Consider the following 26,324-nt stretch of genomic DNA (forward strand, 5'->3'; position numbering starts at 1 on the left):
AATAAGTGATTTATCAGGGATTTTATGTTTTGATGTCTTATTTCTCCCTTTTTTTAATTTTACCACAACGTATCAAAAAAAGAAATTATTATTCTTTCTTTTTTGCCATAAAGAGGAAAATTACTAAAACCATCACCAAAAAAATTAAATTAACAGGAGAAATCAAAGAAAAAAAAGCTCTTTCCGGTATCATTTCCTTTTTTATTTCGAAATAAGCTCTTATACGGCTGTCATTTCGGAGAAACTCTGCTGCTACAAGTAACTCTATAATATAAAAGTATATTATTATAAAGAAAACCATTAGTCTTTTACTTTTCTCTGTGTTTTTAAAATTATAAATAAATATTTTATATATTATTTTAGGTAAGAAAAAAAAGTAAAGCAAGGCCAGAAAAACATCACTTTTTTCAAATTGTCCTTCAGGATTAAAGCCTGTTACAGCTCCAAATAACCTGCTTCCTATATAAGACTGATATTCTATCTTTATATAAAGAAGACATAGTGTAATTATAAGAAAAAATACTGCTTCTTTTTTCATCATCCATTCCCCCTCAAATGTTAAATTATCTAAATTCAGTTCATAAATCAATCTAACTCATCTTATTAAAACTATTATATTCACTATAATTTAAATAAATATAAAAACCTATCATAACACAATAACAATTTATTTTCTATTGATTTATTTGATTTTATCATATATAATATTATTAAATTTATATTTATGGAGGTATTAAAATGGAAAGAATTAAGAAATTTTCATTTTTATTTTTTCTTTTTTTGTTTGTAAGTACAATATTTTATGCGTGTACGGTCATTTACTGGAATAAAATTCCAGATAAATTGATTGGGAGAAATATGGATTGGTATGCAAATGTAGAAACAGAATTTTGGGTACTTCCCAGAGGTATAAAAAGAGACGGGATGGTTGGTAAGAACAGCATGAAATGGGAATCTAAATACGGAAGTACTATTGTTTTCTTTGAAGCACCTATTGACGGAATGAATGAAAAAGGATTAACCGGTCATGTTTTATGGCTCGGAGAAGCAGATTTCGGTAAAAGAAATGAAAAAACACAAGGTATGGCGTTAGGTTTCTGGCTGCAATATTATCTTGATAACTTCGCTACTGTTAAAGAAGCTGTGGATTTTACCAAAAAAACTAATTTCCAATTAGTCGATACAGAATTCGAAGGAAGAAAAGTCGGAGTTCATTTATACTTAGCTGATGAAAGCGGAAATATCGCCGTAATAGAATATGTTAACGGAAAACCTGTAATTTATCACGGAAAAGAATATGTCGTCATGACAAATTCACCTACTTATGATAAACAGATTGAGAACTTAGAGCAGTATAAAGTTTTCGGAGGGTCAAAAGAACTTCCGGGAAGCTCTGAAGCAGCAGACAGATTCGTAAGAGCTATGTATTATCTTGAAAATTTACCGCTGCCTACTGATTATGAAGATGGAATTGCTAAAATATTCAGTGTAACAAGAAATGTTTCCCAGCCTTTCAGAATTAATAACAATCCCGACAGACCAGACAGCAGCACTACCAGATGGAGAAGTGTTATAGACATAACAAATAAAATTTACTACTTTGAGGCAACAAACAGCCCTAATTTAGTCTGGCTGGACATGAAAAAAGTAAATTATGAAAAAGGTTCTGATCTTATGAAAGTGAGAATACAGCCTAATGACAATATTGGCAATATAACTGCTAAACTCCAGAAAACAGAAATGTATACAATACCATTACCCGCAAAATAACTAAATTAAATATAAGGAGAAATATGAAAAAACTAATAAAACTATTAATGTTAATGGTAATTTCTCTATCTGCCGGCGGAGCCAGCATTGATTATCTAATGAATAATTCATCTGTATATTTGGGTAATCCTGCTCAAACCGCCAATATATCCGTAGAAAGTGCCTTTTTTAATCCTGCGGGACTTGTATATTTAGATGACGGAACTTATCTGAATATAAATGCATTTCTGTCAAGCATAGAAGAATCTACTACTTTAGACGGAAAAAAATATAAAGCTGATGATTTTCCAGTCACTCCCAGCTTTAATCTTGTATATAAAAAAGAAAAATTCGCTTATTATCTAAATACGAGTATTATAGCAGGAGGAGCTACGCTAAATTTTAAAGACGGTGTATCCGGACTGGAACTGGCTGCTCAGGGGATAAACAAGCTGGATCCGCTGAAAAATACCGCCAGAGCCCTGAATGCAAATTTAGAAAGCGGTAATTTTGATGGAGAAAACAGATATTTTCAGGGTGCAATAGGTGTAAGCTATCTTTTGAATGACAAAATTTCTGTTTCATTAGGCGGAAAATATGTTTACGGAATAAGAAAACTATCAGGAAATGCAGAATACTCATATAATAAATCCAGTCCTCTTGGTGCGATAGTAGATGGAAATGATCTGCACATTGATTCTAAAAGAACAGCTGACGGATTCGGCGGAATTCTGGGGGTGGATATAAAACCCACTGATAATTTAAATATAGCTTTCAAATTTGAAACTCCCGTCAAACTAAATTTCAAAGCAAAAACCAGTGAGGATGAGAAAATTTATCTTGGATTTCTGAACAGAAGTCTGGGAATATCGACCTTTTATCCGGAATATAAAGACGGGAATAAAATGAGAAGAGACCTTCCGGCGGTATTATCAGCAGGAATATCCAATAAGATAAATAAAGTAACGCTTTTATTTAATTATAACCACTATTTTAATAAAGCTGCTAGTATTGATAACCAGAATTATGATGACGGGAATGAGGCAGGATTTGGTATAATGTATGAAATAAATGATAAATTTACCTGGACAGCAGGAATAAATATAGCTGACACCGGCGCTTCAAGAGCTACTTATGATGATACGGAATTTGCATTAAATTCTCAGTTATATGGAACCGGAGTAATATTTAAACCAAACGAAAAAAATGAATTTGTAGTTTCTTTGGCTTATATTCACTATAATTCTGAAAATGGAACTGACGAACATTTTGTTCCGGGAGCAGATTTTGAAAAATCAAAAGTACGATACAAAAAATCAATAACCAGTCTTGGGCTTGGTTATACATATAAATTTTAAAACAGAAAATATTACACTAAAAAACCTGCCCAAAGGCAGGTTTCTTTTATTTATCCTATAAAAATAGGTTTTTTTATTTTTTCTATAATTCTTACTCCGAATTTACCAGTTATTTTTTCCACCATAACAGCAAATTTCAAAGTTCCCATAAGGATTGTATCATAATTTTCTGATTCCGCCAGTATTATCTTAAGCGGGTCTCCTTCTCTATCTATCAAATGATAGTTTTCCCCGAATCTCTCTTTCAGTTCATCTTTTTCATCGACATTTACCCTTAAAACGTCCACTCTTGATTCCCCGAAATTATTATAATAATTAAACAGAGTACGGTTCGCTTTATATCCGCCGTCATCAAGCAGTAAAACTTTATCCAGTTTATAGCTTTCTAATTCCGGCAGAAGAATCATCGGTTTATAATGTACACGTAAAATTTCTTTCAGATACGGTCCTATATTTTCACCTTTGAGTAAAATCAATATGTCATAAGCCTTTAACTTTTCAAGACAAACTTCTACTGTTTCCCCTTCTTCCACAAAGATGTTGGTGAAACTGTCCCCAAGCTGGCTTTTCATCATTTTGAAGTTGTTTTCTTCCAGTTCTTTCCATTCTTCGATTATATAAGTGCTTCCTATGTCAATTCCTATTCCTTCTATAGTAGACGGAAATATTTCATATTTCAGAATATCCTTTACATAAAGGGCATCCAGAACAAAATCCTTGTATTTCTCAGTAAATACCTTCGAAAATTCTTTTATAGCCTTTAGTTCATTCTCGCTGCTTACTACAAATAGTGCTTTTCTCAACATAAGAATCACTCCTTCTATTATTCGATTTCTGGTGTTATTTTTACTGTTGATGCTACTTTTTCATTTTCTCTTACTTTCATTATTCTTACTCCTGATGTAGCTCTTCCTATTACAGATATAGATCCTACCTCTGTTCTTATCAGCGTTCCTTCAGAAGTTATCAGCATAATTTCAGAATTATCATCTACTATTTTTACATCTGTGATTTTTCCTGTTTTAGCATTTTTCTTTAAGTTTGTTATTCCTTTTCCGCCACGTGACTGTAATCTGTAATCTTCCAGCTTCGTTCTCTTTCCATAACCCTCTTCAGCTATAGTCAGTATTGTTTTCTGGCTGATATCTTCCGAAGCATATATTATCGCACCGGCAACGACTACGTCATTTGGTCTCAGAGTAATACCTTTTACTCCTGCTGCAGTTCTTCCCATACTTCTTACATCATGTTCAGAGAATCTTATGGCAAAACCTTCTCTTGTAGCAAGGAATACTTCATCTTTCTGTGTTCCCGAAGTTAATCCTGCATAGATCAGTTCGTCGTCATCTTTTAGTCCTATCGCTTTTATTCCTGCTTTATTTATGCTGGCAAAAAGCTCAAGACTTGTTTTCTTGACAACTCCTTTTCTAGTCAAAAAGAATATATCCTTGTCTTTCTCAAATTCTCTTACTTTTATTATTGTGCTGACTGTTTCGTCTTCCTGAAGCTTTATGATATTGCTTATCAGTCTTCCTCTTGCCTGCTTGCTCGCTTCTGGTATTTCATAAACTTTTATATCATGCACTTTTCCTTTTGTTGTAAAAATCAGTAAAGAATCAAGATTTTTAGCGATATACATATCTTTTATGATATCATCTTCAAGGATATTCGTAGCACTTACTCCTATTCCGCCTCTTTTTTGTGCTCTGTAAACATCTATAGGAGTTCTTTTTACGTAACCTTTATCTGTAAGCGTTACTACTACTTCCTCATCCTTAATCAGATCTTCTATCCCTATTTCTACTCTCGCATCTCTTATTTCTGTTCTTCTAGGGTCAGAAAAATCTTCTTTAATTTTCTTTACTTCTTCTTTTATTATAGCATAAATTTTATCCGGATCGCTTAAAATAGCTTTTAATTCTTCTATTAATAACATTAATTCCTTGTATTCTTCTTCTATTTTTTCTCTTTCCAGACCTGTAAGCCTTTGTAATCTCATATCAAGAATTGCTTTTGCCTGAACTTCCGAAAAAGCAAAACCTGCCATTAATTTTTCCTTGGCTTCATTTCCGTCCTGTGATCCTCTGATAATTTTTATTATTTCGTCAATATTATCCAGAGCTATTTTAAACCCTTCCAATATATGAGCTCTTTTTTCAGCTTTGTCCAGTTCGAATTTAGTTCTTCTCGTAACCACTGAATATCTGTGTTTCAGATAATTCTGAAGAATTTCTTTCAGATTCAGTACTCTTGGCGCATTATCCACCAGTGCAAGGAATATAATACCGAAAGTATTCTGCAGATCAGTATACTTATAAAGGCTGTTCAGGATTAATTCGCTTTCTTCTCCTCTTTTCAGCTCTATTACGACTCTTATACCATCTCTGTCAGATTCATCTCTAAGATCTGATATTCCTGTTAATTTTTTATTTCTTACAAGTTCGGCAATTCTTTCTATAAGTCTCGCCTTATTTACCTGATAAGGAAGCTCGTTAACTATAATTGATTCCTTACCGTTTTTACTTTCTTCTATTTTTATTTTTCCCGCTACTCTTACTTTTCCTCTACCAGTCTTATAAGCTTCGATTATTCCGCTTTTTCCGTTTATTATACCTCCGGTAGGAAAATCAGGTCCTGTTATATGTGTTATCAGTTCTTCTATTGTTATATCAGGATTCTCTATCATTGCTACAATCCCGTCACATACCTCTCCTGCATTATGAGGCGGTATGTTCGTAGCCATACCCACGGCTATTCCTGTTGCACCGTTAAGAAGCAGATTTGGAAGTTTTGCGGGAAGAACTGTTGGTTCGTCCAGACTTTCATCAAAGTTCTTTCTGAAATCAATAGTATTTTTATCTATATCTTCCAGCAGCTCATTTGTAATTTTGGCCATTCTTGCCTCTGTATATCTCATTGCCGCTGCTCCGTCACCATCTATTGAACCATAATTTCCGTGACCGTTTATTAAAAGGTATCTGGTATTGAATTCCTGAGCCAGTCTTACCATTGCACCGTATACTGCCGAATCCCCGTGCGGGTGATATTTACCCAGAACTTCCCCGACGATTCTTGCTGACTTTTTATACGGCTTATCATATGTCATCCCAAGTTCATTCATGGCAAATAAAATTCTTCTGTGAACCGGCTTTAAACCATCTCTTACATCAGGAAGGGCACGGCTTACAATTACGCTCATGGAATAGTCCAGATAAGACGCTTTTATCTCGTCTTCAATATATATCGGCTTCTCCGTTAGAATTTCTGTTTCTTTAATTGACATTGTTCACCTCTTCTTTAGATATCTAAGTTTCTTACATAGTGTGCATGTTCTTCTATAAATTGTCTTCTTGGTTCTACTTTATCTCCCATTAAGACATTAAACATTTTATCTGCATATGTGGCATCTTCCAGTGATACTTTCAGTAAAGTTCTTACCTCAGGATCCATTGTTGTTTCCCACAGCTGTTCCGGATTCATCTCTCCCAGACCTTTATATCTCTGTAATCCGTATCTCTTATTTTCTTCATCCATTACTTTTGTTACACTTTGCAGCTGCTCGTCTGAATACACATACTGTATCTGCTTTCCGGCCTGTATCTTATATAAAGGCGGCTGTGCTATATATATGTGTCCTTCGTTTATCAGTTCTCTTAAGTGTCTGTAAAAGAATGTAAGCATAAGAGTTCTTATATGCGCTCCATCCACATCGGCATCTGTCATTATTATAATCTTATGATATCTTAATTTTTCCAGATCCATTTCATCTCCGAAACCTGCACCAAAAGCTGTTATCATTGCTCTTATCTCTGCATTTTCCAGTGCTTTTCCTATTCCTGCTTTTTCTACGTTTAATATTTTACCTCTCAAAGGAAGTATTGCCTGAAATCTTCTGTCTCTTCCCTGTTTTGCCGATCCGCCTGCCGAATCTCCTTCGACTATGTATATTTCACATTCTGAAGCGTCTTTTGACGAACAGTCTGCCAGTTTCCCCGGAAGTGATCCCACTTCAAGAGAGCTTTTTCTTAATACTAATTCTCTGGCTTTTTTTGCTGCTTCTCTGGCTTTTTTTGACATTAATATTTTTTCTATGATATTTGACGCTTCTTTAGGATGATCTTCCAGATACATCTTAAGCGAACTTCCCACTATTCCTGATACTACCCCTGTTATCTCACTGTTTCCGAGCTTTGTTTTTGTCTGCCCTTCGAACTGAGGCTCAGGTATTTTTATACTCAGGATAGCTACCAGACCTTCTCTTACATCAGAACCCTGAAAAGAACCGTCTTTATCTTTCACCAGTCCTATCTGCTTGGAAATTTCGTTCAGAACTCTGGTAAGCGCTGTTCTGTATCCGCTTACATGTGTTCCGCCTTCATGGGTATTTATGTTATTTACAAATGAGTAGACCATTTCTCTTTGTGAAATAGTATATGTCATGGCTATTTCCACTTCTACCCTTTTGTTATTGTCAAGTATCACGGCATCATCCATATATATGATATCATCTAACACTCTTTCATCATCAGCTATTTCCGCAAGGAAATCCTTTATTCCTCCCTCAAAGTGAAGATCATCGGTTTTAGGTTTATCTTTATTTCTCTCATCACTAAGGATTATTTTCAGCCCTTTGTTCAAATAAGCCATCTCTTTTAATCTTGTGAGCAAAATTTCATAATCATATTCCAATGTTTCAAATATTTCATCATCAGCTTTGAATCTTATTGTAGTTCCGTGAACATCCTCAGGTGCTTCTCCTATCTGCTTGATGTCCTCCACGGCTACTCCTCTGTGGTACTTCTGATACCATATTTTTCCTTCTTTTGTTACAGTAGCCTCCAAAGTCTCAGACAGGGCGTTAACTACCGAAACTCCAACCCCGTGTAGTCCTCCCGAAACTTTATAGTTATCATTATTAAATTTTCCTCCCGCGTGCAGCACTGTTAAAACTACCTCAAGAGTTGATTTTCCCATTTTTTCATGCATTTCTACCGGGATACCTCTCCCGTTATCGATTACCTCTATTATATTATCTTCCAGTACTCTTACTCTTATAGTGTCGCAAAATCCGGCCAAAGCCTCGTCCACACTATTATCCACTATTTCCCAGACTAAATGGTGAAGTCCCTTGGCCGAAGTCGAACCAATGTACATTCCTGGTCTTTTTCTAACGGCCTCGAGACCCTCAAGGACCGTTATACTCTCCGCGTTATAATTGTCGCTCATTTTTTCCTCCGTTCTATATTTCCATACTCTATATTTTATCATGTTTGTGACTTTTTATCAATCAATTGATTTTAAAGTCTTTAGATATATTTAGGTGTAAAACTTTAAATATATTTAAACTCTTTATTTTTTTATATTTTCACTTTAAAAACTCTTTTATTTCCCCTTTGAAATAAAAATAGTCTGTTTTTATCTCTTTTATATTTCTCTCATCGCTTAAATGTATCTCTATTCCTTTTATTTTTTTCAATTCCTTTTGAAAAATTTCATAATTATATTCCAGTGTCTCAAAAATTTCCCTGTCTGCTAAAAACTTTATTACAGTACCATGTACCTCTGCAGGAGCTGTTTCTGTTTGTTTTACATTATCTTCGGGTATTCCTTTTTTATATTTCTGATACCACACTTTGCTGTCTCTTATTACACTAATCTCCAGAGTCTCTGATAAGACATTCACTGAAAGCAGTCCCCCTCTGTATTTTTTTGGGGAAAGCTTATAAATACCATCTGTTAATTCTCCTCTAAAGTATTTTCCGGTAAGAATAATCTCAAGTATTGATTCCTTCTTTGTTTCATGTTTTTCTACAGTTATTCCCCTGCCGTTATCAGACACTTCTATTATACCGCCTTTAAGTAATCTTACGTTTATATTACTGCAAAATCCGGCTAAAGCTTCATTTACACTATTATCAATTAATTCCCAAACCATATTATGAAGACCTTCATACGACACAGAACCGATAAACATCTCCGGCCTTTTTCTGATCCCTTCCCTTACCCCAAGAACAGCTATATTTTTTGTATCATTATTTCTGTCCATTTTCCCTCCGTTTTTATAACTTAAAGATTTTTCAGTTTTTCCATTTCCTCAGCTCTCATTTTCAATGCTCTGTTTGTATAAGAACTTACATATATAAATTCATTGGTCATTATTATTGTTCTCGGTTCTTTTCTGCTCAGGTCTATTACCTTTTTTCTGTATTTTTCCAGATAGTCTCTGTTTTTCTTATTTTTTACAAAGTCAGAATGTTCTATTATAAGGATTATATCTTTCAAAGGTATAAAATTATTATTTTCGATATAAATATACATTATATCCTTCCCCTCAGCTTTAAAAATTTTGTGAGCCTGTTCAAAAGCTCCTCTTTTACTTTATTTATTATAAATATTTCACTTGACCCGGTTCTGTACAATGCGTACTTTTCCGCAGCGCTGCCTGCTTCCTTGAGATTATTCTGCTCTATCAGCTCGGATACAAACAGTGTCAGATCTTCTGCCAGCTGATCCCTTGCCTTATAAAATTCTCCTTCTGTAAGCCCTTCTATCTCTCTTTCAGTTTCTCTATAGCTGATTACAGGATTCTTTTCTATGAGATTTTTTATTTTCCCCATTTTTTCATTCTCCAGATCATTTCTGCATTTTATACATATTTCACCTTCACCCAGAAACAAATCACCGCATCTGTTACATTCTCTGTAGCCTTTTTTCAAAAGAATCTTTTCGTTAATCTTGGAATTAAGAGCTATATTTTTTACCCTTTCGGCTAATTCATCATTTTCCGCAGAAGAGAAAAGTCCCTCTATCTTTTGCTTTTCTTCAGGGGTTATTTCTGCTGTTTCTTCTGATTCTTCATAATCTTTATACATATCCCTGTTCTGATATATTTTTCCGCTTTTCATATAAATTTCACCCACTGCCGTACCGTAAAATTCCTCGTTAACATTTTCCAGTATAGTTTCCCTGTACATTTTCATTTCATTCATAATAAGATTATTTTCCACAATTACTGTTAACTTTCCTTTACTAAAAAAAGATGGAAAAGAATATTCCGCTATGACTTCCCCGACTATTTTTTTCCAGTTCTTTCTTATAATGTGTATCATATATCTGTCATCTTCAGTAATTTTGTTCATACTTACCTCACCGATTCTGTTCGGTTTCTTATTATTCATCTGACAGTATCCGCCCCTTATCTATATATATTTTTTTTCCTTCTATATTCAGTTTTTCTGTTGAAGTAATAAAACACTGTATATTTTTATTTTTGAAATAATTTAAAATACTGTTTTTTCTTATTTCATCAAAGTACGAGGAAATATCATCTATTAAAAATACAGGAATCTCGTTTTTTTCTTTTATCAGCATATCTATCTCAGCTATTTTCAAAGAAAATATAATGGATTTTTTTTCGCCCTGCGATGAAAATGACTTGGCATTTTTACCGTTCAGCTCAAATATAAAATCCTCTTTTTGAGGTCCCACAAGAGTATAACCGTATCTTTTTTCCCTGTCATGTTTTTTCACGGTTTCTTCCCTGAATTTTTCCTTTATCTCCTCAAGTGTCATTTTATCAATATTTCCTATGAAAGAGTCATATTTTAGCCTTAGTTCGGAATTAGCGTCAAAAAGTTTTCTGTAATTGAGATTCAGAAGTATTGAGATATTTTTTACATACTCTCTTCTCATCAGAATTATTTTTGATCCTTCTTCTATGAACTTTTCATTATATATCTGATAAAGTTCCTTGCTTGTTTTTCTTTCTTTTATAAGTTTATTCCTCGTTTTTAATATTTTTTCAAAATCAATCAGTGTTTTTAAATATATATTTTTGGTCTGTGAAATCTCGTAATTGAAAAAACCACGGCGTACAGACGGATTCCCTATTATTATCTCTATATCCTCGGGTATAAAAGAAATTACGTTTAATATCCCTACATAATCTATATACTTTGTCTTATTTTTATCTACATAGTATTCTTTTTTATCATTGTTAAAATCTATGGCAATTGTCTTTCCTGAGAGCTTTGACTCAAAATTTCCGTAAACAATAGTCCTTGTCTTATCATATAAAGTCAGGTCTTTTACTTTTTTTGTCCTGAAACTTTTTCCGGTGGCTAAAAAATAGACAGCTTCGATCAATGATGTTTTCCCCTGTCCATTTTTTCCGTATATGAGATTGAAATCCGGATCAAATTCTATTTTTTTGTTCTCCAGACACCTAAAGTTATTCAAACTTAACTGTTTAAGTTTCATACTAACCTCTTACTATTTTTATTTTTTCTCCGTCAAGTTCTATTATATCATTTTCATAGATTTTTTTCCCGCGTCTTTTTTCCACTTCTCCGTTTACCAGCACATTTCCTTCCAGAATATGGTATCTTGCTTCCCCGCCGTCGCCAACAATTCCGGCCCATTTCAAAAGCTGGTCCAGTTTTATAAATTCTGTTTTTATCGCTACTTCTCTCATTATTTATCCCTACTTTTCAATTATCTGAGATTTTTCTCTTTTTTGTTTCCAAAGCAAAACGTTTTATTTTACTCTACTATTTTCTGTTTTATATTATCTATCTCTTTTTTTAATACTATTTCTTCCTTCATTCTTGTTTCAATCTTTCTGATACTGCTTATTACCGTACTGTGATCCCTTCCCCCGAACAGACCTCCTATAGTAGTAAGATTCAGATCAAGCTGGTCTTTCAGTAAAAACATTGCTATCTGTCTGGCATTTGTAATTTCCTGCTGTCTTTTCTTACCTTTCATTTCATCAAGAGGTATTGAATAATAGCCTGATACTGTAGTAATTATTTTGTTTGCAGTTATTTTCGACTGCTGCTTTTTCAGCAGATCGGCAAGATCTTCCTGTACCAGCTGCAGCGTTATAGCCTTTCTTAAAAGTGTAGATCTGGCAATTACCCTTGTCAATGCCCCTTCCAGCTCTCTTATATTAGAGCTTATGGAACTTGATATGAATTCCAGTACTTCATCTGATATTATTACGCTTTTAGAATCTGCTATATTCTTTAATATTGCAAGTCTTGTTTCATAGTCCGGTTTTTGTACGTCTACTGACAGTCCGCTGTCGAATCTTGATTCTATTCTTTTGGAAAGGTTTCTTATTTCTCTCGGAAGTCTGTCACTTGACATGATTATCTGCTTCCCCAGTTCCTGAAGTGTATTAAATGTATGGAAAAATTCTTCCTCTACACTCCCTGTTCCTTGTCCGAATACTTTTTCAAAAAATTGTATGTCATCAATTAACAGTACATCCAGTGTTCTGAATTTATCCCTGAAATTCTGTACATTTGCAAACTGTCCTGCTCTCAGTGAGTTTATAAATTCATTATTAAAATTCTCAGAAGTACAATATAATACTTTTTTATTAGGGTCTCTATCCAAAACGGCATTTCCCACTGCATGCATAAGATGGGTTTTTCCCAGACCCGAACCTCCGTATATCAATAAAGGATTATATACTATTCCCGGATTTTGCGAGATTGCTATACATGCTGCATTTGCCAGCTCGTTTCCTTTTCCTACAACGAAGTTTTCAAATCTGTATCTCTGATTCAGGTTATTTATCAGCTTTTTCTGATTATCCATTACCGAGATATAGTTCTCAAACTTTTCTTCCACTATCTGTTTCAGTTCGAATATAATATTAATTCTCTGTGATGTCTCCATCATAAGTATATCGTTAATTATCTCCATCATATTCTGTTTGTATCTCTGTTCCACTTTTTCTTTCATAAATGTAGATTCTACCCATACATAAAGGGTATTCTCCTTGAACTCATGTACGTTTAAAGGTTTTATATATGTATTAAACTCCACTTCATCAATCTGATATTTCAATATTTTTACAATCTTTTCCCATAAGACCAATGGATCAACCATTCGTAATGCACTCCTTCTAAATACAAATAATTTTTAAGTATTTGAACTATATCATAAAAAAAAATTTTACGCAAGGGCGGCAGATATTCACTTTTCAACAGAGTTTTCCACAAAAAGCATATAATATTCATAATCCAAAATGAGTTTTCCACATTTTCACATAGTTTTCCACGATACATAAAAGAGTTCAAATTATTGATAAAAAAAACTTTTCCCACATACCAATTTTTTTTCTTATTTTGATGTTGAAAAAAAAACGAGATTTTTGTTTTCAAAAAAAATCCACATTCCCACCACGCTAAAAAAATACTTACAACCCCATATAAAATCTTCATTTCAACAAATCCACACGACATAATAATTATAATAATATAAATGTTTTTTATTTTATTAATAATATGCATTGTGGAAAAAAAATATTCCAGTAAAAAAAGACAAAAAAAATCCGTTTGAAAATTTACACACGAAAAAAAAATTCCGGAAATGAAAACATAACAAAATTCCTAAAAGTATAAAAAATTATATTTCACTTTTTACAGCATGACATAATCTATAAAAATAATACATAATGTGCTAATCATATTTCATATACACAAATAAAATTTTCTGATTATCCTGATATAATAAAAAGCATAAAAAATATATACAAAAAGAGAATCTAATTATTTAAAATATTAAAATAAAAATTTAATTTCAGTGAAAACAAGTCTTTTCAGCCAAATTTCAATTAAAAAACTTGACTTTTTTCTTTTTTTTTATTATGATATATCGTAATTAACTATAACAATTTGTGAAATAAATTTTTATATAGTATAATTTATTATAACTTTAGGAAGGAGTCTGTAAAATGAGCAAAAAAACATTTCAGCCAAACAAAAGAAAAAGAAAAAAGGATCATGGTTTTAAAGCAAGAATGAAGACTAAAAGCGGAAGATCTGTCCTTAAGAGAAGAAGAACAAAAGGTAGAAAACAATTATGTGCTTAACCCGGTGATTCAAAAATAAGCACCGGGTTTTTAAAACTCTTTAAAGAAGACAAATAAGGATATAAACTTATGATAACTTTAAAAAAAGAAAAAGAATTCTCAAAAGTCTACCAAAGAGGACAAAAAAAACATACTAAATATGTAATAATAATTTTCCTAAAAAATAATTTAAATGAAAAAAGGTTTGGGTTCGTAGCTAGTAAAAAAACTGGAAATGCAGTTAAGCGTAACAGAATTAAGAGACTGTTCCGCGAAGTTGTCAGATTAAACTATAATAAATTTAAAGAAAATTATGATTATATTATTATAGGAAAAGCTGTTTTGAAAGATAATATAGATTCCCTAAAATATGAAGATATGGAGAAAGATATTTTGAAAGGAATTGTAAAATGAGAAAAATAATGATTTTCCTCATAAAATTTTATCAGAAAGCAATTTCCCCTTTTTTGGGAGGGAGATGTAGGTTTTATCCTACATGTTCAGAGTATACTAAACAGGCAATTGAAAAATATGGAGCATTAAAAGGATCATATTTAGGACTGACAAGAATTTTGAAATGTCATCCTTTTCACAAAGGAGGATACGATCCATTAAAATAAGTTTTTGGAGGAAAATATGACAATAGGACCATTAGAAGGAGTAATTCTACAAACGCTAAAAAAATTATCTGAGATTACTGGAAATTACGGAATAGCAATAATTCTGCTGACAGCACTGATAAGAATAATAATACTGCCTTTGACTATAAAGCAGGAAAAATCAATGAAAAAAATGCGGGATATCCAGCCGGAAATAGATAAACTGAGGGAAAAGTACAAAGATAATCCTCAGGAAATGCAGATAAAAATGCAGGAAATATATAAAAAAAATCAGGTAAACCCATTGGCGGGATGTTTGCCTTTATTCATACAGATGTGTATTTTCATAACACTGTTTCGTGTATTAAATAATGCAAATTCAATACCTAATGACGCCACTTTTTTGTGGTTTAATCTAAAACAGCCTGATGCTCTGGTAAAATTACCATTTACAGGTATATTTTCAGCAATTAATATATTTCCGTTACTAAATACAGTTGTTACTTTTTTCCAACAAAAAATGATGAGTACAGGAACACAGGATAGTAATCCTCAAATGAAAACAATGCTTTATACATTACCGCTTGTGATTCTGGTAATGACGTATAATATGCCTTCAGGGGTTTCATTATACTGGTTTACTTCAAGTTTATTAGCAGTTATCCAACAGTTTTTCATTATGAAAGGAAGAAATAATTAATGGATGAGGTAATAAAATTAAAAGCCAAAAGTGAAGAAGAAGTCGAAAAAATGGCCAAAAATATCCTTCATTTAAAGGAAAACGAAACTTTTGAAATTATGGTTGTTAAGAAACCTAAAAAAATTTTATTCCTTAGTATTGAAGGCGAGTATGAAATACGGGTAGTAGATAAAAAGAAAAAACAAGAAATTAATGAAATAAAAAAAGCAGAAAAAGAAGCAAAAGCTCAGACAGCAAAAAAGGAACCTGTAAAAGAGAAAGAAAAAGTACAGGAAAAACCAAAAGAAAAAAGAACACAGGAAAAAGTTATAAGAGAACCAAAAAAAGTAAAAGAACCTAGAGAAATAAAAGAAAAACCGGTACAAGCCGAAAAGCCTGAAAGAAAAGAGCCGGAAGGAAGTATCGAAAATCAGCTTAGAGCTGTAATCAAAGAGTTTATAGTAGCTTCCAAGCTAAATGTCAGCATAAAAAATATATACAGCAAAAACGGGAGATACATAGTAAACCTTGAAGGAAAAGACATAAGATACCTAATAGGCGAAAAGGGAACAACGCTGAACAGCCTTGAGTATCTCATAGGAACAATGGTAAGAAATGTAAAAGTAGTAATAGATTCAAATGGTTATAAAAATAAAAGAGAAGAATCATTAAGAGCTTTGGCACGTAAAAAAGGTGAGAAAGTACTGGAAACAGGAAATTCCATTAAGCTTAACCCGATGTCCGCAAGAGAGAGAAAGATTATTCATGAAGAAATTTCTTTTATGAAAGACCTCGAAACTCAAAGCGTGGGTGAAGAGCCAAAGAGATGTTTAGTTATAAAAAAGAAGAGGTAGAATATGTTTGAAACAATAGCTGCTATATCGACGCCAAGAGGTGAAGGCGGTATAGGAATTATAAGAATTTCAGGTGACGACTCTTTTGCAATATTAAATAAAATATTTAAAGCAAAAAACCCAAATAAAGATTTGGGTTTTTATAAATTTAATTATGGATTTATATATGACGGGAATCATATGCTTGATGAAGCAATGGTTGTCAGAATGAAAGGGCCGAAAACTTATACATGTGAAGATGTTGTCGAGATAAATTGTCACGGCGGATATCTTGTTACACAGAAAATATTGGAACTTGTTTTGAAAAAGGGAGCAAGACATGCCGAAAAGGGAGAATTTACCAAAAGGGCATTTATGAACGGAAGAATAGATCTTTCGCAGGCAGAGGCAGTAATGGATATTATTCAGGGAAAAACAGAGAAAAGTATATCTCTGTCACTTGAACAGCTGAGAGGTGACCTTAGAGACAAAATACAGAATCTGAAAAAACTTCTTCTTGATGTTACGGCTCATGTGAATGTGGTTCTTGATTATCCCGAAGAGGGAATTGACGAACCGCTTCCGGCGCATTTAAGAGATAATCTTGTGAATGTTCATTTTGAAATAGATAAATTAATAAATTCCTATGATAAAGGGAAAAAGATAAAAGAAGGAATAAAAACAGCAATTATAGGAAAACCGAATGTAGGAAAGTCAACGCTTCTGAATTCACTTTTGAAAGAAGAAAGGGCAATAGTAACTCACATTCCCGGAACTACAAGAGATATAATAGAAGAAGTGATAAATGTAAGAGGAATACCTCTTGTGCTTGTAGATACAGCAGGAATAAGGGAAACAGAGGATCTTGTGGAGAATATCGGAGTGGAGAAATCCAAAGAAATCATTGAAAAAAGTGATCTTATACTTTTTGTTCTGGATGCTTCAAGAGAGCTGGAGAAAGATGATCATCAGATAATAAGCCTTATCAGGGAAAATAATAAAAAAGCAATAATACTCCTGAATAAAATTGATCTTTCAAGAAAAATAGAAAGAAAAGATATTGATTTTTTTAATGGTGAAATACTGGAAATTTCTGCGAAAGAAGAAACAGGAATCGAAGAGATGGAAGAAAGAATCTATAACTATATTCTTGAAGAAGATGTGGAGGATTCTTCCGAAAAGCTTATAATTACCAATATAAGACATAAGTCTGCACTGGAGAAAACAAAAGAAGCAGTAGAGAATATATTCGAGACAATTGATTCTGAAATGCCTATGGATTTAATATCAGTAGATCTCAAAGAGGCACTGGATTCTTTATCGGAAATTACAGGGGAAATAAGTTCAGAAGATATACTGGATCATGTTTTTAGTAATTTCTGTGTAGGTAAATAAAAAATTAGAAGTATAAAAGAAAAACAAAATAATAAAAAAAGAAACGGGTAAGAAAAAATAAAGTTATTGCAGTTATAATCTATACATAGTTAGATGTAGTTAATAGAAGTAAAAACTAATAACTTTTCATATACCCCTTAAAAAAAACCGTTGTATTAGTACAACGGTTTTTATTTATTAAATTTATAAAAAGGAATAAATAATAAAAAAAGAATATAAAAAGGAAAAATAAAGAAAAAAGATTTATACTCTTATTATAGTTAACGAAGTAATTAATTTTTTCATATACCCCTTTAAAGAAGAAACTATTTGTGTTCAACCAGATAGTTTCTTTTTTATAAATATAAAATTTAATAAAAAAAGGCTGCGGTGTAAAACAGCCTTTTTATTATTGCCAAGAAAATATACTATTCAATATCAACAGTTTTTATATTTTCTTCCGGTTTTTCCAATTTAGGAATATTTATATTCAGTACACCGTTTTCATATTTGCTCTTAATATTTTCAAGATCACAGTTTCCGGGGATCTCAAGAGTTCTTATAAATGATTCTGAAGAAAATTCTTTTTTGTGATAATTTTTTTCTTCTACATTGCTCTCTGCTTTATTCTCATACTTGATAACCAGATTATTGTCTTTTATCTGAACTGTAAAATTTTCTTTTTTTGCCCCGGGATAAGCGACATCAATCTGATAATTATAATCATCTTCAGAAACATTAAGTGCCGGAAGAGAAGACTTAAAACTAAAAAAATCATCGAAGAGATTATCTTTGAAAAAATTATCTCTTTTAACTAAATCATCAAAAAAAGTAGATTTAATTGGTAAAAATTTTTTGTTCATAGACTATCACCTCATTAAAAAATTTATTTATAATTTCTCTTTATATTTCAAGTATAGCACTAAAAAAAATGAAGGTCAATATATTGTAAAGTCCCGAAAAATAAGCCTCTTTTTATAAGCAGCCAAAAAAAAACGAAAAAATCCCTTGACAGATAAGCAAAAATTCGATATAATCTTTTTTGTATCATTATTGGGCTGTCGCCAAGCGGTAAGGCACTGGACTTTGACTCCAGCATGCAATGGTTCGAATCCATTCAGCCCAGCCAATGAAAAAAAATTAGACTATATATAGAAAGCTGTTTCATGTGAAACAGCTTTTTTCTTTTATAAGGAAAATAAAATCTTTCCTTTACATAAACTATATTTATTGGTATTATGAGTTTAATGTAAATTATGAGGAGGCAAAAGATGAAAAAAGTTATAACAGCAGTAATTTTTCTTTTAAGCATAACAGGGTTTGCAAGAAACGGAGTCTGGGAAATAGTAAGCGAAATATCAAATCCAAAAGTACAGGTAATATTTTCAGGAGATAATGAAAAATTATCGAAATCCGGTGATTCTGAAAGTCCAAGCGGAATATTCATGGATTATTTGGATTCTTCAGTAACACAGGGAGACGGTTCAGATTTAATTATTGTAGAATTGAAATATAATATATCTGATTTAAAACCGGGGAAGGCTAAAGTAAACTCTCTGAAAGCTGATCTGAAATCAGCACAGTTAGTCGCTGCAGTCAGCAAAAATAATGATGATACACTAATGGTTTTATTTAACTCAGATGCATACAAAGATATAAAAGTGTATGATAAGGGAAACAAGACTATAATAAATTATAATGATTTATATATTGTTTTTGATAAAGGAGATGCAGAATTGACAAATGCTTCTGCATGGAATTAAGCTTAAAATACAGAAATTACAGTAAAAGTATTAAAAAAAACATCCGCAGGGATGTTTTTTATTGCAAAAGCACAGTTAATTTATTTTATAACCGGAATAAAAACTTTAGTCAGCAGTTCACTTTCGGGAAATTCTATTCCGTTATAATAAAATTCATAATAAGCCCCGGAAAATCTATAACCGTTTTCTTCTATCCAGCTGGTCATTTCATTATATAAAGGCTCCATATCACTGTAAGACCCCAGAAACATACAAAAAACAGCAAGAGTTTCCTCAAGAAATGATGCTTTCACATCACCTTTTCCCGGAAAAGAAGCGGAAACGGGAAAACCTATTTCTATCTCCATATCTTCAGGATCAAGATTGTGATAAGCAACAAAAGGAACATCAGACATAAGTTCATCTATTTCTTTCAGATATTCTGCTATTTTTCTGAAACTTTCCCCGATAGCAGACGGCAGACTAGCTGCATTAGTGGTAGTTCTTACTGATAAAATCGGTTGTTTTCCTATTTTTACCAATTCAATGTTTGAAATTTTCGGCATTATTATCACCTCTCTAAAAAATGATTATTTTATATGAAAATAAAAAGAAAAAAGAAATTTGAAAAAGATAGAAAATCCTGTAATAAAGGCAGGGAAAATCTATTATTGGGATGGAACCTCTGCAAAATCCAAGGCTGTCTGAATACTGTTTATATTATACCACAATAAGAAAAAGTTATAATATAAAATGTTTGAAAAACCTCATATATTCTGTTATACTAAAATCAAAAAAGTATATCGGAGGGAGAAAATGAAACTGGAATTTAGTTACGACTTTGCAAAAAAATTTATAAATGATCATGAACTAAGTGAATTTTTACCACAGGTGGAAACAGCAGTAAAGTACCTTGAAGAAAAAAAAGGTGCGGGAAATGACTATTTAGGGTGGATAGACCTGCCTGAGAATTATGACAAAGAAGAATTTGCAAGAATAAAGAAATCAGCTGAAAAAATAAAGAATGATTCTGAAGTTTTCGTGGTAATAGGTATAGGCGGATCATATCTGGGAGCTAAAGCAGCAATTGAATTTTTATCTCATACTTTTGCAAATAAATTATCCAAAGAAAAAAGAAAATCCCCTGAAATATATTTCGCAGGAACGAATATAAGCGGTGTTTATTTACAGCACTTAATAGAAGTAATAGGAGACAGAGATTTCTCTATTAATGTTATTTCAAAATCAGGAACTACTACAGAGCCTGCCCTTGCTTTCAGAGTATTTAAAAATCTTCTTGAAAAAAAATACGGAAAAGAAGGTGCAAGAGAAAGAATATATTCTACTACTGATAAAGCAAGAGGAGCACTTAAAAAGCTTTCTGACGAGGAAAAATACGAAACATTTGTAGTACCTGATGATGTAGGCGGAAGATTTACAGTGCTTACTGCGGTTGGATTACTGCCGATAGCAGCAGCAGGAATAGATATAGATGAATTAATGAAAGGTGCAGCAGCAGCAATGGTAGACTTTAGAGCGCCGTTTGAGGATAATATCTGTTATCAGTATGCTGCAATAAGAAACATCCTTCACAGAAAAGGAAAAGATATAGAAATTCTGGTGAATTATGAACCAAGACTCCACTTTATATCTGAATGGTGGAAACAGCTTTTTGGTGAATCTGAAGGAAAAGACCAAAAAGGGATATTCCCGGCATCGGTTGACTTTTCTACTGATCTGCACTCTCTTGGGCAGTATATTCAGGATGGAAAGAGAACAATGTTTGAAACAGTAATCAGTATAGAAAAGCCGGAAGTAGAATTTTTAATAGAAGAAGATAAAGATAATCTTGACGGGCTGAACTTTGTAGCAGGAAAAACAATGGACTATGTTAATAAAAAAGCATGTGACGGAACAGTTCTTGCACATATAGACGGAGGAGTACCTAATCTTCTGTTAAAACTTCCAGAAGCAACACCATATCATTTAGGGTATTTATTTTACTTTTTTGAAAAAGCATGCGGAGTAAGCGGATATATACTTGGAATAAATCCGTTTAATCAGCCGGGAGTAGAAGACTATAAGAGAAACATGTTTGCTCTTTTAGGAAAAACCGGATATGAGGAAGAAGGAAAGAAACTAGAGGAAAGATTAAAAAAATAATTTTATAGAAAAGGTGGCATAATATCAAAATCTGTTATTTTTTATGAGAATAAAAGAGTCAGAAGAGTATTAAGCCGCTTTTTAAAATAGCAGAAAGAAGTACAATCGGAGGTAGAATAATGAATAAAAAGAATTTATGGCCAAGCTATACAGAAAAAGAGAAAAAAGAAATAGAGCAGCTTGGAGCGGAATATAAAGAATTTTTGAATAACGGAAAAACAGAAAGAGAAGTAGTAGAAATAACTATGGATATTCTTTTGAAAAACGGATTTAAAAATATAGAGAAGGCAAAGTCTCTGAAAGCCGGGGATAAAGTATTTTATAACAACAGAAATAAGAATATTCTTATGAGTATAATAGGAAAAGAAGATATAAAAAAAGGAATAAATATGGTGGTTTCTCATGTAGATTCCCCAAGACTGGATCTTAAAATGAATCCTCTTTTGGAAGATGAGGAATTTTTAATGCTGAATACTCATTACTACGGTGGAATAAAAAAATACCAGTGGGTAGCTACACCTCTTGCAGTTCACGGGGTAGTATTTTTGAAAAGCGGTAAAAAAGTGAGTTTTGCTATAGGAGAAAAAGAGGAAGATCCTGTATTCTGCATACCTGATATACTTCCCCATTTATCAAGAAATGTTCAGGATGACAGAAAGACAAGAGAAGTAATAAAAGGAGAAGAACTAAAAGTATTATTCGGTTCTGTACCTGTAAAAGACGAAGATGCAAAAGAAAAAATAAAAGCCAATATACTGGAACATTTGAAAAAAGAATACGGGATAGAGGAAGATGACTTTTTCTCGGCAGAAATAGAAATAGTTCCAGCATTAAAAGCAAGAGATATAGGATTGGACAGAGGAATGATAGGGGCTTATGGTCAGGATGACAGAATTTGTGCCTATACATCGCTAAAAGCTCTTTTGGATATAAAGAAACCTGAAAAGACAGTATTATGCTACTTTGCAGATAAGGAAGAAGTAGGAAGCGACGGAAGTACAGGATTGAATTCCAGTTTAATAGAATATTTCACAGGAAAACTGCTGAAATTAGCAGGAAAAGATTATGACGATCAGATGCTGAGAGAAACATTATGGAATTCCAAAGCTATATCAGCAGATGTTACAGCCGGAGTAGATCCTGTTTTTAAATCTGTGCATGATATGAAGAATTCTGCAAAACTTTCACACGGCGTTCCTGTAGCCAAGTATACAGGACATGGCGGAAAGTACAGCTCAAATGATGCTGATGCAGAGTATATGTTTGAAATAAGAGAGATATTTGATAAAAATAAAGTAGCTTATCAGGTAGGAGGATTCGGAAAAGTAGATGAAGGTGGAGGCGGAACAGTAGCAAAATTCCTGGCTTATTTTGGAATAAGAACTGTTGATATAGGACCGGCATTATTATCAATGCATTCATTATTTGAAGTTTCATCCAAAGCAGATATTTATGAGGCTTATAAAGCTTATAAAGCCTTTTATTCTATAAAATAAAGAAGTGATGGCATGACTTATAAATTAAGAATATATAAAAATGAAAGTTTATACAGGGAAGTGACTCTTACACAGCTGAGGGATGCTACATATACATATAAGTGGGAAAAAGCAGAGAGCGGGAGTTATTCATTCGAAGTAGCAGATGAAAGTAATGTTACATATGCAGTAACATATAATCACACTACTCCTTTTGCCCATACATTTGATACGTATCTGGATAAAGATGCAAAACCAAAGCCTATAACAGGTTTTCAGAATAATATAGACATACTGATAAAATATAATTCAAGGGAAAATACTTTTTCCCTTGTAAAAACCCGGTTTAAAAGACTTATTATTGATATAAAAGACTATGGATATGAAAAGATAAGTAAACTTGAGATAACAGGGACATTTAATAACTGGGAAATAGAAGAGATACCACTGAAAAAAATAGGCAGCAGTAAATATGAGATAGTTCTTGCAGTAAAAGAAGGAAATTATGAATATAAGCTGATTTTTGATGAAAAATGGGTTCCCGAAAAAGAAAATCTTACATTGATAGTAGGAGAAAGCGGGGCTTTATTTCCAAAAGGAGAGCTGGGAACAGGCCGGCTTTCTTATGATGCAATAGACAAAAACCAGACTGAAAAGGCAATAAAACATGATTTCAGGAAACTGAACTATCTTAATAAAATATCTGAAAATGAAGTGGAGTTTACTATAAGGACTCAGCTTTTGGATGTAGAGAGAGCTTATATAAGTATTGACCTTGATGAAAAAGATATTTATGAAAAAATATACGAACTGGAAAGACACAGTGATTTCACACATAATTTTGATTATTTTAAAAGAAGTATTTTATTTGATGAGGAAGTAAAAGAGTTTTCATATGTATTTATACTTGAAGACGGAAATACAAAATATTACTTTGACGGAAAGCTGTCAAATAAAAAGGGACGAAAAATAAAGATAAATTTTGAGAAAGACAAAATAGAAGTCTTTTATGTGCCGAACTGGGCTAAAGAAGCAATTTGGTATAATATATTCCCTGACAGATTTTATAATCATAATTACTATAATAATCCCGTATTCAATGAATTCGGTCCGGAAAACTTCGAGATAAACAAGCTTCATGAAAGTAATTTTGAAGAGATATATAAATGGAATACAGAAGAAGAAACTTTTGGAAAATTTGATACGAATAAATGGACAAGCGATTTTTCGGAGAAAACCGACTGGGAGATAAAAGGTGAAAGTGTAAAACAGAATTCACTAAAATATGCAAGAATGTACGGCGGAGATTTACAGGGAATAAAAGAAAAGATTCCTTATATGAAAGAATTGGGAATAAATGCCGTATGGCTTAATCCTGTATTTTATTCATATCAGAACCATAAATACGGCACAAATGACTTCAGGCATATATCACCTGATCTGGGTACGATAAGAACAAGCGGAAACAGATATAATATAGAAATAGATGATAATAACCCTTACGGGGATAAAAGTTATGTGGATATTCTAAAAAAGAGTTCTAAAAATAACAGTGAACTGAAACTTCTGGAATTAAAATTAAGCGGGGAAAATAAAGGGAAAAATGGTTATGGAGAGACAGAAGACCCTTCTACATGGATTTGGACAGAATCAGATCTGATAATGGTAGACTTAATAAAAGAACTGCACAGAAATGGAATAAGAGTTATCTTTGACGGGGTTTTTAACCATAGCAGCAACAGACACTGGAGCTTTAATCAGGTTCTTATGGAAGGTGAAGAGTCAAAATATAAAAGCTGGTATAAATTCAGTGATTTTTCAAAATATATAAAGATAGAAGACGGAATGAGCGAAGAAGAAGCTTATAAAATATTAAACCAAAACAGGGATAATATAAAATATTCAGGCTGGGCAGGCTTTGATTCACTTCCGGAATTCAACAGTTACAATCTGGAATTTAAAAATTATATCTTCAATATTACTAAAAAATGGCTTTTGGGACCTGATGCAAAAGTTTCCAAAAACTGGTATGAAGATGACGGGATAGACGGATTCAGGCTGGATGTGCCAAACTGTCTTGAAAATCAGGTTTTCTGGATAGAATGGCGTGAAGTAGTAAAGAGTACCAAAAAGGATACATATATAACAGCAGAATTATGGGGAAATGCAAGCTATGACATAAATCAGGGAAATAAATTCGATGCGGTTATGAATTATGAGTGGCTGAAAACAGTAATAGGGTACTTTATAAATCAGGGATATGAAAAGAATAAAAGCTATAAACTAAAAGCCGGCGAATTTCTAAATGAACTCAGGGAAAAAAGAACATGGTATCCAAAACAGGCAATACAGGCATCTCAGAATTTAAACGGTTCTCATGATACCGACAGACTTTTGTCAAGAATAGTAAATGACAGGGTAGGCAGGGATCTGGAAGAGGGAAAACAGCAGGAACAGGGATATAACGGAATAAGACCGGATCTGGCGTCTAACTATCATCCTAATACTACAATTGACTGGAGAAGTTCCTTTATAAAGCCAAAAGATATGTTAAAGCTGATATCAGTATTTCAAATGACATATGTGGGAGCTCCGATGCTCTTTTACGGAGATGAAGTAGGAATGTGGGGAGCAACAGATCCATACTGCAGAAAGCCTATGCTTTGGGATGAGTTCACTTATGACAATGAAATGAACCCTTCGTTAAGCAATGAAAATGAGGTGTACTCACAGGAGCCGGATCAGGATCTGCTGTTCTGGTATAAGAAGGTAATAAAAATAAGAAAAGAAAATCCTGTTCTGGTATATGGGAAGTTCAAGGAATTATACTGGGATGATGCCAAAGATATAGTAGTATATATGCGGTTTAATGCAAACAGCGTAATAATAACAGTATTAAATAATTCATTTAATGATTACGAAGATATAGAAATAGCCACAGAGGAACCGGAAGAAAGATACATAGATCTTCTTACGGGGAAAAGCATATATAGCAAAAAAGACGGTAAAATAGTACTGGGAATAAGGGCAAAACAAGGGATGATCCTGAAAAAATGGAAAAAGAATATATAGTATAAGTAAAACAGACCTGTTAATAAAATTTCTTTTACACATGGTCTGTTTTATTTTGCAAAATAAGCTTTTTTTTATAAATAACAGATAATTTAAATTAATTATACGATTAAAAAAATAAAGCCACACAGCGAAAAACAGAAAAAAAACGCCGAAATTTCATCAAAAAATCAAAAAAAATGAATTCTCTGAAAGCACTTAAAATAAAGGGGTTTAGAAGATAGTTGTGCTTGAAAAAGCGTATTTATAAGAAAAAAAACAAAAAAAATAAAAAAAAACCATTGACAAAAAAGGAAGTATTTGATAGTATATATCTTGTCGACGGAAAAAGAGCCGACAAAAAGGACAATGAAAATAGAAGAAGAAGCAAACGCCAAGAAAAAGATAAAATTAAGGTAGTGAAATAGATAAACAAA

The 26,324-nt window shown here is 32.7% G+C and carries 24 protein-coding genes and 1 tRNA gene; 13 read left to right on the top strand and 12 right to left on the bottom strand.

Translation table 11 applies throughout. The features are described 5' to 3' along the window. Window positions 1-88 precede the first annotated feature (88 nt). The gene (locus NK213_RS08000) at window positions 89-541 is read right to left on the bottom strand and encodes a hypothetical protein (protein WP_253348389.1); all 453 of its coding nucleotides are present in this window, start codon (window positions 539-541) and stop codon (window positions 89-91) included. Window positions 542-738: 197 nt separating this feature from the next. On the opposite strand from NK213_RS08000, the gene NK213_RS08005 reads away from it, so the two are divergent. Both NK213_RS08005 and NK213_RS08010 read left to right on the top strand, forming a co-directional pair. Then, window positions 739-1,770, top strand: coding sequence for a linear amide C-N hydrolase (locus NK213_RS08005; RefSeq protein ID WP_256478678.1), 1,032 nt, complete (start codon window positions 739-741; stop codon window positions 1,768-1,770). 23 nt (window positions 1,771-1,793) lie between these two features. Beyond that, a complete protein-coding gene (locus NK213_RS08010; RefSeq protein WP_253348391.1) occupies window positions 1,794-3,107 on the top strand; it encodes an OmpP1/FadL family transporter in 1,314 nt (437 codons plus the stop codon). 50 nt (window positions 3,108-3,157) lie between these two features. Here the strand turns inward: NK213_RS08010 and NK213_RS08015 are convergent, their stop codons facing one another. The 9 genes from NK213_RS08015 to dnaA form a co-directional block, all read right to left on the bottom strand. Beyond that, window positions 3,158-3,913, bottom strand: coding sequence for a GntR family transcriptional regulator (locus NK213_RS08015; protein WP_253348392.1), 756 nt, complete (start codon window positions 3,911-3,913; stop codon window positions 3,158-3,160). Between the two features lie 17 nt (window positions 3,914-3,930). Further along, window positions 3,931-6,390: a DNA gyrase subunit A gene (gene gyrA, locus NK213_RS08020; RefSeq protein ID WP_253348393.1), complete on the bottom strand. Its 2,460-nt coding sequence runs from the start codon at window positions 6,388-6,390 to the stop codon at window positions 3,931-3,933. Between the two features lie 14 nt (window positions 6,391-6,404). Further along, window positions 6,405-8,333, bottom strand: a complete 1,929-nt coding sequence (gene gyrB / locus NK213_RS08025) for a DNA topoisomerase (ATP-hydrolyzing) subunit B (RefSeq protein ID WP_253348394.1) — start codon at window positions 8,331-8,333, stop codon at window positions 6,405-6,407. A 139-nt stretch (window positions 8,334-8,472) separates the two neighbouring features. After that, on the bottom strand, window positions 8,473-9,153 hold the full coding sequence (locus NK213_RS08030; protein WP_253348395.1) for an ATP-binding protein: 681 nt from the start codon (window positions 9,151-9,153) through the stop codon (window positions 8,473-8,475). A gap of 20 nt (window positions 9,154-9,173) precedes the next feature. Then, window positions 9,174-9,425, bottom strand: coding sequence for an extracellular matrix regulator RemB (gene remB, locus NK213_RS08035; protein ID WP_253348396.1), 252 nt, complete (start codon window positions 9,423-9,425; stop codon window positions 9,174-9,176). Continuing rightward, a complete protein-coding gene (locus tag NK213_RS08040; protein ID WP_253348397.1) occupies window positions 9,425-10,285 on the bottom strand; it encodes a DUF721 domain-containing protein in 861 nt (286 codons plus the stop codon). The genes remB and NK213_RS08040 overlap by 1 nt, the downstream gene beginning before the upstream one ends. Beyond that, window positions 10,278-11,366: a DNA replication/repair protein RecF gene (locus NK213_RS08045; protein WP_253348398.1), complete on the bottom strand. Its 1,089-nt coding sequence runs from the start codon at window positions 11,364-11,366 to the stop codon at window positions 10,278-10,280. The genes NK213_RS08040 and NK213_RS08045 overlap by 8 nt, the downstream gene beginning before the upstream one ends. A 1-nt stretch (window position 11,367) precedes the next feature. Next, on the bottom strand, window positions 11,368-11,580 hold the full coding sequence (gene yaaA / locus NK213_RS08050) for a S4 domain-containing protein YaaA (RefSeq protein ID WP_253348399.1): 213 nt from the start codon (window positions 11,578-11,580) through the stop codon (window positions 11,368-11,370). Window positions 11,581-11,648: 68 nt separating this feature from the next. Beyond that, window positions 11,649-13,007 (bottom strand): chromosomal replication initiator protein DnaA, encoded by a 1,359-nt coding sequence (dnaA, locus tag NK213_RS08055; RefSeq protein ID WP_253348400.1) that lies wholly within the window; start codon window positions 13,005-13,007, stop codon window positions 11,649-11,651. An 847-nt stretch (window positions 13,008-13,854) separates the two neighbouring features. Here dnaA and rpmH point away from each other — a divergent pair. From rpmH to mnmE, 6 genes are all read left to right on the top strand, one after another. Next, window positions 13,855-13,992 (top strand): 50S ribosomal protein L34, encoded by a 138-nt coding sequence (rpmH, locus tag NK213_RS08060; RefSeq protein ID WP_012863545.1) that lies wholly within the window; start codon window positions 13,855-13,857, stop codon window positions 13,990-13,992. 69 nt (window positions 13,993-14,061) lie between these two features. Continuing rightward, window positions 14,062-14,385 carry a ribonuclease P protein component gene (gene rnpA, locus NK213_RS08065; protein WP_253348401.1) on the top strand — a complete coding sequence of 108 codons (324 nt, stop codon included), beginning with the start codon at window positions 14,062-14,064 and terminating at the stop codon, window positions 14,383-14,385. After that, the gene (yidD, locus tag NK213_RS08070) at window positions 14,382-14,591 is read left to right on the top strand and encodes a membrane protein insertion efficiency factor YidD (RefSeq protein WP_253348402.1); all 210 of its coding nucleotides are present in this window, start codon (window positions 14,382-14,384) and stop codon (window positions 14,589-14,591) included. The genes rnpA and yidD overlap by 4 nt, the downstream gene beginning before the upstream one ends. 16 nt (window positions 14,592-14,607) lie before the next feature. Beyond that, the gene (locus NK213_RS08075) at window positions 14,608-15,270 is read left to right on the top strand and encodes a YidC/Oxa1 family membrane protein insertase (RefSeq protein WP_253348403.1); all 663 of its coding nucleotides are present in this window, start codon (window positions 14,608-14,610) and stop codon (window positions 15,268-15,270) included. Continuing rightward, window positions 15,270-16,103, top strand: coding sequence for a R3H domain-containing nucleic acid-binding protein (locus tag NK213_RS08080; RefSeq protein ID WP_253348404.1), 834 nt, complete (start codon window positions 15,270-15,272; stop codon window positions 16,101-16,103). Before NK213_RS08075 ends, NK213_RS08080 begins: the two co-directional genes overlap by 1 nt. Before the next feature lie 3 nt (window positions 16,104-16,106). After that, window positions 16,107-17,477, top strand: coding sequence for a tRNA uridine-5-carboxymethylaminomethyl(34) synthesis GTPase MnmE (gene mnmE, locus NK213_RS08085; protein WP_253348405.1), 1,371 nt, complete (start codon window positions 16,107-16,109; stop codon window positions 17,475-17,477). Between the two features lie 407 nt (window positions 17,478-17,884). Here the strand turns inward: mnmE and NK213_RS08090 are convergent, their stop codons facing one another. Beyond that, window positions 17,885-18,319: an Hsp20/alpha crystallin family protein gene (locus NK213_RS08090; protein ID WP_253348406.1), complete on the bottom strand. Its 435-nt coding sequence runs from the start codon at window positions 18,317-18,319 to the stop codon at window positions 17,885-17,887. A gap of 191 nt (window positions 18,320-18,510) precedes the next feature. Here NK213_RS08090 and NK213_RS08095 point away from each other — a divergent pair. After that, window positions 18,511-18,585 (top strand) — tRNA-Gln (locus NK213_RS08095). Between the two features lie 142 nt (window positions 18,586-18,727). Further along, window positions 18,728-19,219, top strand: a complete 492-nt coding sequence (locus NK213_RS08100) for a hypothetical protein (RefSeq protein WP_253348407.1) — start codon at window positions 18,728-18,730, stop codon at window positions 19,217-19,219. An 80-nt stretch (window positions 19,220-19,299) separates the two neighbouring features. Here the strand turns inward: NK213_RS08100 and NK213_RS08105 are convergent, their stop codons facing one another. After that, window positions 19,300-19,764 (bottom strand): GyrI-like domain-containing protein, encoded by a 465-nt coding sequence (locus tag NK213_RS08105; RefSeq protein WP_253348408.1) that lies wholly within the window; start codon window positions 19,762-19,764, stop codon window positions 19,300-19,302. Window positions 19,765-20,014: 250 nt separating this feature from the next. Here NK213_RS08105 and NK213_RS08110 point away from each other — a divergent pair, with 250 nt between their 5' ends. From NK213_RS08110 to NK213_RS08120, 3 genes are all read left to right on the top strand, one after another. Continuing rightward, window positions 20,015-21,361: a glucose-6-phosphate isomerase gene (locus tag NK213_RS08110; protein ID WP_253348409.1), complete on the top strand. Its 1,347-nt coding sequence runs from the start codon at window positions 20,015-20,017 to the stop codon at window positions 21,359-21,361. 119 nt (window positions 21,362-21,480) lie between these two features. Next, complete coding sequence (locus NK213_RS08115) at window positions 21,481-22,857, top strand: aminopeptidase (RefSeq protein WP_253348410.1); 1,377 nt, start codon at window positions 21,481-21,483, stop codon at window positions 22,855-22,857. Between the two features lie 12 nt (window positions 22,858-22,869). Further along, a complete protein-coding gene (locus NK213_RS08120) occupies window positions 22,870-25,908 on the top strand; it encodes an alpha-amylase family glycosyl hydrolase (protein ID WP_253348411.1) in 3,039 nt (1,012 codons plus the stop codon). Window positions 25,909-26,324 lie beyond the last annotated feature (416 nt).

Origin of the sequence: Sebaldella sp. S0638 (assembly GCF_024158605.1) — a bacterium.
Lineage (GTDB): Bacteria > Fusobacteriota > Fusobacteriia > Fusobacteriales > Leptotrichiaceae > Sebaldella.

Bases quoted from the DNA above. Each gene is read 5' to 3' on its own strand.
- NK213_RS08030 (WP_253348395.1), bottom strand. From the start codon at position 9,153: ATGGACAGAAATAATGATACAAAAAATATAGCTGTTCTTGGGGTAAGG.
- NK213_RS08090 (WP_253348406.1), bottom strand. From the start codon at position 18,319: ATGAACAAAAAATTTTTACCAATTAAATCTACTTTTTTTGATGATTTA.
- NK213_RS08105 (WP_253348408.1), bottom strand. From the start codon at position 19,764: ATGCCGAAAATTTCAAACATTGAATTGGTAAAAATAGGAAAACAACCG.
- NK213_RS08110 (WP_253348409.1), top strand. From the start codon at position 20,015: ATGAAACTGGAATTTAGTTACGACTTTGCAAAAAAATTTATAAATGAT.
- dnaA (WP_253348400.1), bottom strand. From the start codon at position 13,007: ATGGTTGATCCATTGGTCTTATGGGAAAAGATTGTAAAAATATTGAAA.
- NK213_RS08010 (WP_253348391.1), top strand. From the start codon at position 1,794: ATGAAAAAACTAATAAAACTATTAATGTTAATGGTAATTTCTCTATCT.
- NK213_RS08075 (WP_253348403.1), top strand. From the start codon at position 14,608: ATGACAATAGGACCATTAGAAGGAGTAATTCTACAAACGCTAAAAAAA.
- NK213_RS08100 (WP_253348407.1), top strand. From the start codon at position 18,728: ATGAAAAAAGTTATAACAGCAGTAATTTTTCTTTTAAGCATAACAGGG.
- rnpA (WP_253348401.1), top strand. From the start codon at position 14,062: ATGATAACTTTAAAAAAAGAAAAAGAATTCTCAAAAGTCTACCAAAGA.
- NK213_RS08045 (WP_253348398.1), bottom strand. From the start codon at position 11,366: ATGAAACTTAAACAGTTAAGTTTGAATAACTTTAGGTGTCTGGAGAAC.
- NK213_RS08080 (WP_253348404.1), top strand. From the start codon at position 15,270: ATGGATGAGGTAATAAAATTAAAAGCCAAAAGTGAAGAAGAAGTCGAA.
- NK213_RS08015 (WP_253348392.1), bottom strand. From the start codon at position 3,913: ATGTTGAGAAAAGCACTATTTGTAGTAAGCAGCGAGAATGAACTAAAG.
- gyrA (WP_253348393.1), bottom strand. From the start codon at position 6,390: ATGTCAATTAAAGAAACAGAAATTCTAACGGAGAAGCCGATATATATT.
- NK213_RS08120 (WP_253348411.1), top strand. From the start codon at position 22,870: ATGACTTATAAATTAAGAATATATAAAAATGAAAGTTTATACAGGGAA.
- NK213_RS08040 (WP_253348397.1), bottom strand. From the start codon at position 10,285: ATGAATAATAAGAAACCGAACAGAATCGGTGAGGTAAGTATGAACAAA.
- gyrB (WP_253348394.1), bottom strand. From the start codon at position 8,333: ATGAGCGACAATTATAACGCGGAGAGTATAACGGTCCTTGAGGGTCTC.
- NK213_RS08115 (WP_253348410.1), top strand. From the start codon at position 21,481: ATGAATAAAAAGAATTTATGGCCAAGCTATACAGAAAAAGAGAAAAAA.
- rpmH (WP_012863545.1), top strand. From the start codon at position 13,855: ATGAGCAAAAAAACATTTCAGCCAAACAAAAGAAAAAGAAAAAAGGAT.
- remB (WP_253348396.1), bottom strand. From the start codon at position 9,425: ATGTATATTTATATCGAAAATAATAATTTTATACCTTTGAAAGATATA.
- NK213_RS08005 (WP_256478678.1), top strand. From the start codon at position 739: ATGGAAAGAATTAAGAAATTTTCATTTTTATTTTTTCTTTTTTTGTTT.
- NK213_RS08000 (WP_253348389.1), bottom strand. From the start codon at position 541: ATGATGAAAAAAGAAGCAGTATTTTTTCTTATAATTACACTATGTCTT.
- yidD (WP_253348402.1), top strand. From the start codon at position 14,382: ATGAGAAAAATAATGATTTTCCTCATAAAATTTTATCAGAAAGCAATT.
- mnmE (WP_253348405.1), top strand. From the start codon at position 16,107: ATGTTTGAAACAATAGCTGCTATATCGACGCCAAGAGGTGAAGGCGGT.
- yaaA (WP_253348399.1), bottom strand. From the start codon at position 11,580: ATGAGAGAAGTAGCGATAAAAACAGAATTTATAAAACTGGACCAGCTT.